This window comes from Mycobacterium sp. OAE908 (assembly GCF_017872775.1).
Taxonomy (GTDB): Bacteria; Actinomycetota; Actinomycetes; order Mycobacteriales; family Mycobacteriaceae; genus Mycobacterium.
The window spans coordinates 3658230-3670398 of the sequence record NZ_JAGGJL010000001.1 but is presented as its reverse complement, the minus strand read 5'-3'; the positions used below and the strand labels follow the sequence as shown (position 1 = coordinate 3670398).

At 65.1% G+C, this 12169-nt stretch carries 9 protein-coding genes; 5 read left to right on the top strand and 4 right to left on the bottom strand.

Annotated elements, in window-relative coordinates; all coding sequences use genetic code 11:
• Window positions 1-11: 11 nt before the first annotated feature.
• Complete coding sequence (locus J3E61_RS18060; protein ID WP_210085609.1) at window positions 12-428, bottom strand: MarR family transcriptional regulator; 417 nt, start codon at window positions 426-428, stop codon at window positions 12-14.
• 159 nt (window positions 429-587) lie between these two features.
• Here J3E61_RS18060 and J3E61_RS18055 point away from each other — a divergent pair, with 159 nt between their 5' ends.
• The gene (locus J3E61_RS18055) at window positions 588-1646 is read left to right on the top strand and encodes a glucose 1-dehydrogenase (RefSeq protein ID WP_210084457.1); all 1059 of its coding nucleotides are present in this window, start codon (window positions 588-590) and stop codon (window positions 1644-1646) included.
• A 95-nt stretch (window positions 1647-1741) separates the two neighbouring features.
• Window positions 1742-3553, top strand: coding sequence for a glycoside hydrolase family 15 protein (locus tag J3E61_RS18050; RefSeq protein WP_210084456.1), 1812 nt, complete (start codon window positions 1742-1744; stop codon window positions 3551-3553).
• A 36-nt stretch (window positions 3554-3589) separates the two neighbouring features.
• Here J3E61_RS18050 and J3E61_RS18045 read toward each other — a convergent pair whose 3' ends face one another.
• The gene (locus tag J3E61_RS18045) at window positions 3590-6601 is read right to left on the bottom strand and encodes a UPF0182 family protein (protein WP_192721651.1); all 3012 of its coding nucleotides are present in this window, start codon (window positions 6599-6601) and stop codon (window positions 3590-3592) included.
• Between the two features lie 82 nt (window positions 6602-6683).
• Window positions 6684-7706, bottom strand: a complete 1023-nt coding sequence (locus J3E61_RS18040) for a PDZ domain-containing protein (RefSeq protein WP_192721652.1) — start codon at window positions 7704-7706, stop codon at window positions 6684-6686.
• A gap of 59 nt (window positions 7707-7765) precedes the next feature.
• Here J3E61_RS18040 and J3E61_RS18035 point away from each other — a divergent pair, with 59 nt between their 5' ends.
• The 3 genes from J3E61_RS18035 to J3E61_RS18025 are packed head-to-tail and all read left to right on the top strand — an operon-like array spanning window position 7766 to window position 11401.
• Window positions 7766-9139, top strand: a complete 1374-nt coding sequence (locus tag J3E61_RS18035; RefSeq protein WP_210084455.1) for a zinc-dependent metalloprotease — start codon at window positions 7766-7768, stop codon at window positions 9137-9139.
• 57 nt (window positions 9140-9196) lie between these two features.
• Window positions 9197-10018, top strand: a complete 822-nt coding sequence (locus J3E61_RS18030; RefSeq protein WP_210084454.1) for a cyclodehydratase — start codon at window positions 9197-9199, stop codon at window positions 10016-10018.
• Window positions 10019-10027: 9 nt separating this feature from the next.
• Complete coding sequence (locus J3E61_RS18025; RefSeq protein WP_192721655.1) at window positions 10028-11401, top strand: AarF/ABC1/UbiB kinase family protein; 1374 nt, start codon at window positions 10028-10030, stop codon at window positions 11399-11401.
• A 68-nt stretch (window positions 11402-11469) separates the two neighbouring features.
• Here the strand turns inward: J3E61_RS18025 and J3E61_RS18020 are convergent, their stop codons facing one another.
• Window positions 11470-11784: a WhiB family transcriptional regulator gene (locus tag J3E61_RS18020; RefSeq protein WP_192722432.1), complete on the bottom strand. Its 315-nt coding sequence runs from the start codon at window positions 11782-11784 to the stop codon at window positions 11470-11472.
• Window positions 11785-12169 lie beyond the last annotated feature (385 nt).

The window sequence follows — 12169 nt, the reverse complement described above, 5'->3', positions numbered from 1 at the left end:
CACCGCGCCGATCAGATGATGTCTGGACCCGTCGGCTCCCCTGCCGCTTGCGCGAAAGTGTCCAGCGCGCTGGTGAGTGCCTCGCGTTCCCGTGCGGTCATCTTGCGCAACACACGCCTGATGGCCGTGCGCCGATGTGCAGTCACGCGTTCGATCAGAGCGCGGCCGTCGTCGGTGAGTGCAAGGGTGATGTTGCGCCGGTCTGAGGGGTCCTCGCTCCGGTCCAGCAGCCCGGCTTTCATGACACGGTCGCAAATCCGGCTGGCGTTCGGCGCACTGACGCCCAGACCGGCGGCGACCGAGGCGAGATTCATTGGGCCCCTGGTGAAGATCATCGTCAATACCCGCAGCTGCGGCACAGTCACTACGTCGTCGACTTCCGCGACCGACGCAGCGGCGATCCCGACCAACGCGCGCGAGGCCCGCATGACCGCCTCGATCTGAGCCTGCGAGACCGTCGTCTTCGAACCGTCGCTCATCTCCCAATCATTTCCTGACAATTGCCTGAAAGCAAATATTTCCGTTGGTTTGCGGTAGGCCTGCTTCGGCAACTCACGGTCTGTCACCAACAACAGGAGGTGTCTCGTATGCGCGCATTGACCGTTGAAGTCTCAAAGCCCAATTCACTACAGGTCCAAGAGGTCCCCGATCCCGACCCCGGGCCGGGAGATCTGCTCGTCGAGGGCCTCGCCGTCGGCGTATGCGGTACGGACAAGGAGATCGCGCGCGGCGAGTATGGCTGGGCACCACGGGGCCGCGAGCGACTGGTGCTCGGCCACGAATCGTTGGGCCGGGTGCTACGCGCACCCGACGGCAGCGACTTCAACACCGGCGATCTAGTGGTCGGCGTCGTGAGACGGCCTGATCCCGTGCCCTGTGGCGCCTGCGCCCATGGCGAATTCGACATGTGCCGCAACGGTCGTTATTCCGAACGCGGAATCAAGGAACTCGACGGCTACGGCAGTCAACAGTGGTGTGTCGAAACCGAATACGCGGTGCGGCTCGATCCGCACCTCGAGGACGTCGGCATGCTGATGGAGCCGACGACCGTGGTCGCGAAGGCATGGGAGCAGGTCCAGCTCATCGGCCAACGGGCGTGGTTCGAACCGCACACCGTCCTGGTGACCGGCGCAGGACCGATCGGCCTGCTGGCCGCCCTCCTTGGCGTGCAGCAAGGCCTGGACACCCATGTGCTGGATCGCGTGACCGACGGGCCGAAGCCCAAGCTGGTCACCGAGTTGGGCGCCACCTATCACCACACCGAAATCGACGACATTGCTGGCCGACTCCAACCCGATGTGGTGATCGAGGCGACCGGCGCGGGACCGTTGGTCTTCGGCGCGATCGCCAACACGGGGTCCTACGGCATCGTCTGCCTGACCGGCGTTTCACCGACCGGGCGCAAACTGAACGTGGACGCCGGCGCCGTGAACCGCGAGGTGGTGCTGGAGAACGACGCAGTCGTCGGTTCCGTGAACGCCAATTTGCGCCACTATCACCAAGCTGCCGACGCGCTGGCCAAGGCCGACCCGTCGTGGCTGGCCGGCCTGATCACCCGGCGAGTTCCCCTCAGCAAGGCCGCGGACGCCTTCGAGGCCGGGGAAGAGGACGTCAAAGTTGTCATCGAGTTGGCCGAAAACAGTTGAATCGCAACCTCTGGTGTTCGCGGTATACCGGGATTCATGGCGATCTTGTTGCTGTCGATCAATAGTTGCGCCGGCGCAAGATAGGAGGCTCGAGCTTGGCCGCTATTGAGGACTACGCGCTCCTCGGCGATCTGTACTCGGCCGCGCTCGTCTCTAACACTGGTGCGATCGACTGGCTATGCTTACCGCGGTTCGACTCCCCCGCGTGCTTCGCCGCCATGCTCGGCAACGAAAACGCGGGTAGCTGGCAGCTTGCGCCAGCGCACGGTGGACCCGCCACTCGACGCGCCTATCGAGGCGATTCACTTGTCCTGCAAACTGAATGGGACACTCCCGACGGCACTGTGCGGGTCATCGACTGCATGCCGCCGCGCGTTCAGGCGCCAGATGTGGTCCGCATCGTCGAAGGGGTCAGCGGACGGGTGCCGATGCGCATGACGCTTCGACTCCGTTTCGACTACGGAAACGTCGTGCCATGGGTGCGCCGACACGGGCAGGACTTGACCGCCATCGCCGGGCCGGACGCGATGTGGCTGCGCACCCCCGTCGAGCTTCACGGCAAGGATTTCACGACGTTAGCCGAGTTCGACGTGACGGCCGGCGACCGGATTCCCTTCGTACTGACCCACGCGCCGTCGTGGCAGCCCCGACCCGATGTGGTGGACGCCGAGAAGACAGTCGCAGACACCGAGAAGTATTGGCGTGATTGGATTTCTGGGTGCAAATACCGCGGTCGGTGGGAGCCAGAAGTCCGCCGCTCGCTGGTAATCCTCAAGGCGCTGACGTACGCCCCGACAGGGGGGATCGTCGCGGCGGCCACCACGTCGTTGCCCGAGCAACTCGGTGGCCCGCGCAACTGGGATTACCGCTACTGCTGGCTGCGCGATGCCACCTTCACCCTGCAAGCGCTGCTGGGAACGGGGTTTGTCGCCGAAGCCAAGGCGTGGCGCGAGTGGTTGGTGCGCGCCGTTGCCGGTGATCCATCGAAACTGCAGATCATGTATGGGCTTGACGGCTCTCGCCGGCTACCCGAACAAGAGCTGAGCTGGCTGGGGGGCTATGAGGGTTCGCGGCCGGTTCGCGTCGGCAATGCGGCCGCTCAACAGTTCCAGCTCGACGTGTGGGGCGAGGTTCTTGACGGCTTACATCTGGCTCGCGAAGCCGGCATGCACCCCGATGACACCGCGTGGGATGTGCAAAGGGCACTGCTCGATTATCTTGAAGGCCACTGGCGGAATGCCGACCGGAGTCTATGGGAGATCCGCGGGCCTACAAGGCAATTCGTGCACTCCAAGGTAATGGCGTGGGCGGGCGTGGACCGCGCGGTACGCACGGTGGAAAACCACGGGCTCGACGGACCGGTCGACCAGTGGCGGCGACTGCGCGACGAAATACACCATGACGTCTGCACCAACGGCTACAACGCCGAAGCCAACACTTTCACCCAGTCCTACGGATCCGACGAGATGGACGCCGCGCTCCTGCTCATCCCCCGGGTCGGCTTCCTGCCGTGGAATGACCGCCGCGTCGTCGGCACTATCGAAGCGGTGCAGAAAACGTTGTGCAGCGACGGCTTTCTGCTGCGCTACCGACCCCAGGAAAGCAACGACGGGCTTCCCGGCGGCGAAGGAGTGTTCCTGGCGTGCAGCTTCTGGCTTGCTGATGCGCTGGCCGGCATCGGCCGCACCGAGGAGGCAACGGCCTTGTTCGAACGGCTGTTGGAACTTCGCAACGACGTAGGCCTCCTCAGCGAGGAATACGACACCCAACAATGTCGACAGGTGGGCAACATCCCCCAGGCGTTCAGCATGGTCGGCCTGATCAACACCGCACGCCAACTGAGCGGTTCCCTCACCACCACGTCGGCGCATCACCACGAGCAGAATCTCAGCCCCGCTTCGCATTGATCTGCGACTCACCCGTGAGCGCCGACGGCGTAGTTGTTACTTGGCGGACTGATACTTCTTCATCGCGTCGTCCAGGCGCTGCAGCGCCTCCCCATACTGAGAGAAGTTGCCGCTCTGCTGGGCGGATCGCACACCGTCGAGCGCGGAGTTGACCTCTTGCAGCGCTGCGGCTTTCGCCGCCGACAACTGCGTCGCGCTGGCGTTCGGCGGCACCGCGATCGGCGTCGGCACCTCGGGCGCCTGGCCCTGGCTGGGCGGCGGCGCGTTCGGTGACTGACCGTCGGAGGGTGGTGGTGCCGCTGGCGGCTGCCCATTCACCGGACCGGCCGGCGCCGGACCCGTCGCCGTCGCGTCGGCACCCGGGCCGAACAACTCGGTCAGCGCGTCTCGCACCGTCGGCCCATAACCGACGCGGTCGTTGTACATCATCGCGACGCGGATCAATCGTGGATACGACGACGCCGCGTCACTGGCGCCTGGTGACGCGTACACCGGCTCCACGTACAGCAGACCGCCCTGCGCGACCGGCAGTGTCAGCAGATTGCCCCACCGGATCCTGTTCTGGTTGTCACGGCCGATGACACCGAGGTCCTGGCTGACCGCCGTGTCCGTCGTGATCGCATTGTTGGCCAGCTTCGGGCCGTTGACCTGGCCCGGGATGGTCAACACGGTGATCTTGCCGTACGTCGACGGATCCGAGCTCGCGCTGATGTAGGCGGCCAGGAAGTCGCGCTGGAACCGGTTCATCGCACTGGTCAGCTGGAAGGACGCCGAACTGTCGTTGGACGCAAGGTCTTTGGCGACGATGTAGTACGGCGGCTGGAAGCTGCTTGCAGTCGGGTTGGGATCCAGCGGCACGTCCCAGAAGTCCGAGTTGGAGAAGAACGTCACCGGATCGTTGACGTGATATTTGGCCAGCAGCGCGCGCTGCACCTTGAACAAGTCCTCCGGATAGCGCAGGTGCGCCTGCAGTTCCGGTGAGATGTCGCTCTTGGGCTTCACCGTGCCAGGGAAGACCTTCATCCACGCCTGCAGGACGGGATCTCGCTCGTCCTGCTCATACAGCGTGACGGTGCCGTCGTAGGCATCGACGGTGGCCTTCACCGAGTTTCGGATGTAGGACACCATCTTGTCGGGCGCCAGCCGGTTGATCGCCACCTCGTTGGAGTCGGCGGTCGCCGTCGACAACGACATCTGCTGCGAATACGGATAGTTGTCCAACGTCGTGTAGCCGTCGACGATCCACACCATCCGCTTGTTCACGATGGCCGGGTACACGCTGGTGTCGGTGGTCAGCCACGGTGCCACTGCCTTCACCCGCGCCGACGGGTCACGGTTGAACAGCACCTTGCTGTCCGGCCCGATCGGGTTGGACAGCACCAGCTTTCGCTCGGAGAACTTCACCGCGAACACGGCACGGGCCAGCCAGTTGCCGATCGGCACACCGCCCTTGCCGGCGTAGGTGTAGTTCTTGGTCTCGGTGTTGGTCTCGTAGTCGTACTCGCGGTCATTGCCGTTCTTGCCGACGATCGCATAATCATCGCCTGTGCTCGCGATGACCGGACCGAAGTACACCCGCGGCTGGTCGAGCGGGGCCGGGCCGGGTGAGACGACGCTGCCGTTGGCGCCCACGACGCTGGCGAGGAACTCCGGATAGCCGCCGTTCTGGTTGGGATCGTTGGCGACCCCGCGCACCGTGTTGGCGGGCGAGGCGATGAAGCCGTTGCCGTGGGTATAGACGAAGTGCCGGTTGAGCCAGTCACGCTGATTGTCGATCAGCCTGTCGGGGTTGAGTTCTCGCGCGGCGACCACGTAGTCACGCAGGTTGCCGTCGGGGCCGTTGTAGCGGTCGATGGACAGCTGGTCTGGGAAATAGTAGAAGTTCTTGCCCTGCTGGAACTGGGTGAAAGCGGGGCTGACGATGGTCGGGTCGAGCAAGCGGATGTTCGACGTCGTCGCCCGGTCGGAGGCGACCTGCTGCGCGGTCGTCTGCGTGTTGCCGCTGTAGTCGCGGTACGTGACGGTATCGGCCGTCAGCCCGTACGCCTGTCTGGTTGCCGTGATACTTCGACTGATGTAGTCGCTTTCCTTTTGCGCCGCATTGGGTTTCACGCTGATCTGCTCGACGACCAACGGCCAGCCCCAACCTACGACCAAGGAGCTCAACAGCAGCAGCACCACCCCGATCGCTGGAATGCGCAAGTCCCGCAACACAATTGCAGAGAACACGGCGGCCGCGCAGATCACCGCGATGGCCATCAGGATCAGCTTCGCCGGCAGCACCGCGTTGATGTCGGTGTAACCCGCACCAGTGAACGGCTTGCCTTGGCGTGTATTGCTCAACAGCGAGTAGCGATCAAGCCAGTACGCCGCTGCTTTGAGCAGCATCAGCAGGCCAACCAACGAGATCAGTTGGATACGTGCCGAGCGGCTCAGCGCCCCCGTGCGGCCCGACAGCCGAATGCCGCCGAAAAGGTAGTGCGTCACCAGGCTGGCGATGAACGCGATGAACGTCGCGCCGAACAGGTACCCGAGCACCAGCCGGTAGAACGGCAGATCGAACGCGTAGAACCCGAGGTCCTTGCCGAATTGCGGGTCAGCGATCCCGAAGCTGCCCCCATGCAGGAACAACTGCACCCGATCCCAGTACGTCTGCACGAGGAACCCGGTGAAGACTCCGACGATCACCGGCACACCGATGCCGATCAACCGCAGCCGGGTCATCACCGCGGTCCGGTAGCGCGCCACCGGATCGTTGGGACCGGTCGTCGGAACGAACACCGGCCGGGTGCGGTACGCCACGGCGAGCGCGGCGAACACGATGGCACCCATCAAAACGCCCGCCACCAGGCCGACGACGATCCGAGTGAGGATCTGGGTGGTGAACACCGAGCGATAGCCCAGTTCCCCGAACCACAGCCAGTCCACGTAGGCGTCGATCATGCGCGGGCCGAACAGCAATAGCACCAGGACGGCCAGCGCGACCCCGATCAGAATCCGGCTACGTCGTGTCAGCTTCGGCATTCGTGCCGCGGGCCGCATACCCACTCGTCAACTCCAGTCTTGGCTTGTCGAAAACGTCTACCGGCGACGTGGCCCCAACTCTACGCATTCGGTGCACGGCGACTTCTCAGCAACGAGGAGGTTCGCCACCGGCAGAAATCGCGTGCAGTGCGTCGACGGCCTGGGTCAGGCTGTCGACCTTGACCAGCTCCAGGCCATCTTCGTGTGCCGATTTGGCCTCGTCACAGTTGTCGGCGGGCACCAAGAACACGGTAGCGCCCGCCTCGCGCGCGGCCATCATCTTGTGCGTGATGCCGCCGATGGAGCCGACCTTGCCGTCGCTGTCGATGGTTCCGGTGCCCGCGATGAACTTGCCGTCGTTGAGATCTCCGGTGGTGAGTTTGTCGACGACCGCGAGCGAGAACATCAGCCCGGCCGACGGCCCGCCGATGTTGGCCAGGTTGAAATCGATGGAGAACGGCGCCCACGGCGCATCCTGCACGCCGACCCCGAGGTATCCGTAGTCGCGGTCGGGGTTGGAGCCGAGCGTGATGGTGGCGACGCCGGCAGGCGCGTTCTTGCGGCGGTAGTCCAGCACAATGGTCTCGCCGGGCTTGGTGGCCTTCAACAACGCCGTGAACTGCTCGAGGTTGGCCACCGGCTTGTTGTTGAACCCGTCGATCGCGTCGCCGCGTTGCAGCTTTCCAACCGACGGACCGGGGTCGCTGACGTTGGCCACGGTCACCGCCGACGGGTACTTGAGGTAACTCAGCGCTGCATACTCGGCGCTGTCCTCGGACCGCTTGAAGTCGGTGTTGTTGGCCTGGTCGATCTCGTCCTTCGACTTGTCCGGCGGGTAGACCAGATCGCGCGGCACCAGTTGCTCGCGGCCCGACATCCAAAACGTCAGCGCCTCCCCCAGGGTCAGGTCATCGCGCTGACTGACCGTGGTCATGTTCAGATGCCCCGAGGTCTTGTGCACGTCGGTGCCCTCGATGTCGACGACCTGTTTGCCGTCGACCTCGCCGAGGGTGTCGAACGTCGGCCCCGGCCCCAGCGAGACGAAGGGCACCGTCACCACCCACGCCAGCACGCCGAACACCAGCATCGGCACCAAGGCGACCAGCAGCGTCGAAATCCGCCTGTTCACGGCGACCAATCTACGGTTCGCTCTCGGCGTGACCTGCCGACCCACGCGATCGAGACCCGGTGAGTACCGTTGAGGGCATGGCTGACCTGCCTTTCGGCTTCTCACCCGGGGACGACCCCGACCCCGACAAGCGCAAGAAGGACCCCGATTCGGGTGGGGATCCCTTCGGGATGGGCGGGTCCGAATTCGACATGTCCCAGCTGGGGCAGATCTTCAGCAAGCTCGGCGAGATGTTCAGCGGCGCCGGCAACGTGATGACCGGCGGCAAGCAGTCCGGCCCGGTCAACTACGACCTGGCCCGCCAACTGGCGTCGAGCGCGATCGGTTTCGTGGCACCGGTTCCCGAGAAGACCAGCGCGGCGATCGCAGACGCGGTGCACCTGGCCGAGACGTGGCTTGATGGCGCCACTGCACTGCCGGCGGGCACCACGAAGGCGGTCGCGTGGACCCCCAACGACTGGCTCGACAACACGCTGGAGACGTGGAAGCGACTGTGCGATCCGGTCGCCGAACAGATTTCGACGGTGTGGGCCTCGGCGCTGCCCGAGGAAGCCAAGAGCATGGCCGGGCCGCTGCTGGCGATGATGTCGCAAATGGGCGGCATGGCGTTCGGTTCGCAGCTCGGCCAGGCGCTGGGCAAGCTGTCACGAGAAGTGTTGACCTCCACCGATATTGGGCTACCGCTGGGCCCCAAGGGGGTGGCTGCGCTGATGCCCGAGGCCGTCGAGTCGCTGGCCGAGGGGCTCGAACAGCCACGCAGCGAGATCCTCACCTTCCTGGCTGCCCGTGAGGCCGCGCACCACCGCTTGTTCAGCCACGTGCCATGGCTGGCCAGTCAACTCCTCAACGCCGTCGAGGCCTTCGCCAAGGGCATGAAGATCGACATGAGCGGCATCGAAGACTTCGCGCAAGGCTTCAACCCCGCGTCGCTGACCGATCCGTCGCAGATGGAAGAGCTGCTCAATCAAGGCATCTTCGAACCGAAGGCGACGCCGGAGCAGACCGCGGCGCTCGAGCGGCTGGAGACGATGCTGGCGCTGATCGAGGGCTGGGTGCAGACCGTCGTCGCCGATGCGCTCGGCGACCGGATTCCCGGCACGTCGGCACTTTCCGAAACCCTGCGCCGCAGGCGCGCCACCGGCGGACCCGCCGAGCAGACGTTCGCGACACTGGTCGGGCTGGAACTGCGGCCGCGCAAGCTGCGCGAGGCAGCGGTGCTGTGGGAACGCCTGACGCAGGCCGTCGGCTCCGACGCCCGCGACGGCGTCTGGCAGCATCCCGACCTGCTGCCCAGCGCCGAGGATCTCGACGAGCCTGCCGGTTTCATCGACCGGATGATCGGCGGCGACACCAGCGGCATCGACGACGCCATCGATCAGGCGATCGCCGATCTGCAAAAGGATTCCGACAAGGGCGACGACACCAAGGAGTAGCGCCGCGCCTGTGGATAACCTCCGGGGGCGTCGCTGACTTCGTGGCAGAGTCGGCGCATGGGGCGCTACACCCTCGATCCGGCGATGCCGGTGCTGCTGCGCCCCGAGGGCGCTGTGCAGGTCGGCTGGGATCCCCGCCGCGCGGTGCTGGTGCGGCCGCCTGCCGGGCTGACGCCGGGTGCCCTGGCCGACCTGTTGCGCACGCTGCAGGCCGGCGCGACACTGCCCGAACTGCAGGCGCGCTTCGAGGTCGACGCGGGTGAACTCGTCGAGTCGTTGACGCACGCCGGGGTGGTGACCGTTGCGGTGCGCACGCAGAAGCGCTGCGCGTCGATCCGCATCCATGGCCGCGGTCCGCTTTCCGACGTTTTGGCCAGCGCGCTGCGGTGCTCGGGCGCTCGGGTGACGCGGTCGACCGTCACTCAGGCTCCGCCGCCGGCGACGACGGATCTTGTTGTGCTGTCGGACTTTCTGGTCACCGAACCGCGGATCGTTCGCGACCTGCACAGTGCCGGCGTCGCGCATCTGCCCGTGCGACTGCGCGACGGCGCCGGTTTGGTGGGCCCGCTCGTCATCCCGGGCGTGACCAGCTGCCTGGATTGCGCGGATCTGCATCGCAGCGACCGCGACGCGGCGTGGCCTGCGGTCGCCTCGCAGTTGCGCAACGCCGTCGGCAACGCCGACCGGGCCACCGTGTTGGCGACGGCCGCGCTGGCGCTCAACCAGATCGACCGCGTCATCAGGGCGGTGGGATGGGACCCGAATGTCGAGACATCCACGGAGCCACCGCCGACCCTGGACACCACGTTGGAGTTCGACGTCAACGCCGGCGCGATCATGGCGCGCCGGTGGTCGCGGCACCCGCGCTGCTGGTGTTGAAAACGTTTGTTGCCAACTCGTTGCAGGCCACTCAGAAACGTCAGGGATGATGGTTTGGTGACTGACATCAAACGGGGTCGGGCCGCGCGCAACGCCAAGCTGGCGAGCTTGCCTGTTGGCATGGCAGGCCGGGCCGCGCTGGGGTTCGGCAAACGGCTGACCGGATCGTCGAAAGACGAGGTCAACGCCGAATTGATGGACAAGGCCGCACAGCAGTTGTTCACCGTGCTCGGTGAGCTCAAGGGCGGAGCGATGAAGGTCGGCCAGGCGCTGTCGGTGATGGAGGCCGCGATCCCCGAGCAGTACGGCAAGCCCTACCGCGAGGCGCTGACCAAGCTGCAGCGTGAGGCACCACCGCTGGCCGCGGCCAAAGTGCACCGCGTGCTGGACTCGCAGTTGGGCACCAAGTGGCGGGAACGTTTCGCCTCGTTCGACGACACCCCGGTCGCATCGGCCAGCATCGGCCAGGTGCACAAGGCGGTGTGGTCAGACGGCCGCGAGGTGGCGGTCAAGATTCAGTACCCCGGCGCCGACGAGGCGCTGCGCGCCGACCTGAAGACCATGAAGCGGATGGTCAGCGTGTTCAAGCAGCTCTCCCCGGGTGCCGACGTGCAGGGCGTGGTCGACGAGCTGATCGAGCGCACCGAGATGGAGCTGGACTACCGGCTGGAGGCCGACAACCAGCGGGCGTTCGCGAAAGCCTATGAGGGACACCCGCATTTCGTCGTGCCTCGCATCGTGGCCAGCGCACCGAAGGTCGTGATCCAGGAGTGGATCGAGGGCATCCCGTTGTCGGTGATCATCCGCGAGGGCACCACCGAACAGCGAGACCTCATGGGCACCAGGCTTTTTGAGCTGACCTACGACGCGCCGCGCCGTCTGGAGATGATGCACGGCGACGCTCATCCCGGGAATTTCATGCTGCTGCCCGGCGACAAGATGGGCGTGATCGACTTCGGCGCTGTCGCTCCACTGCCCGGCGGCATTCCGGTCGAGATCGGGCTGTCGACGCGCTATGCGCTCAACGACGACTACGAGAATCTGCTGACGACGATGCAGAAGATCGGCTTCGTCCAGAAGGGCGAGCAGGTCTCCAAGCGCGAAATGGACGAAATGATGCGGCAGTACGTGGAACCGCTCGAAGTCGAGGTGTTCCACTACACCCGAAAGTGGCTGCAGAAGATCACCGCCATGAACATGAAGCCGGACCGCGCCGCAGGCCAGATCAAGGCCGCCCGGCAGATGGACCTCCCCGCGAAATTGGCGATTCCGCTGCGGGTGATCGCTTCCAACGTCGCGATCGCTTGTCAGCTCGACGCGCACATCCCGGTCAGGCGACTGGCCACCGAACTGATCCCGGGTTTCGCTGAAGAAGCGGCCTGACACGACGGCTTCGAGCGACATTGTCGCCCAAGTTAATTGACGCCTGAGACGGGAAAACCCGGCAGCCCTTACGCGGCTGCCGGGTTTTCCTCGGTGTTCTTGCGTGGACGTCCACGCGGGCGCTTACGCGCGATGATCGTGCCACGCTCGAGGATCTCGCCACCCCAAACGCCCCACGGTTCCTGGCGTGCCAGCGCCGCATCGAGGCACTCGCGGCGGATCGGGCAATCCGCACACAGCGCCTTGGCGCGTTCGAGGTCAAGCGGGTTCTCGGCGAACCACAGATCGGGGTCCTCGACATGACATGGCACCGACAGCATCGGTCTTTCACGGCATGTCTCTGATTCGAAGCTCTTCGCGCGAGCGCTCATCGCCGTCGACATGACTGCACCTTCTGCTTCCTGGTCGTTGGTTTCGTCGGCCATCTGTCTTCTGATGGATCCTTGACCAGGTCTTTCGGTGTCCGAATGACTCCAAAAAAATTGGCCACGGATCCTTGACTTTGGGTCCGTGGCCTTTCGGCTTCGTTCGGGGCTCTACCTAGGTGGTGCCTCGATCCACGGACTGTCCAGTCGCGGTAGCGTTGCGACGCTTGCGCTGCGGCGCAATGGCGGCCGCCCTTCCCGCGCCTGGGTACGCCCAAAAAGCGGGATGCGCCGGGGCGACAGCCTCGGCGATGTGAAGGGTGCGCGACATGCCGGCAGCCATGACGTCAACGCCTACGCCGGGTAACGCTTTAAAGCTCAACATGATCCGGGCACCCTCCTT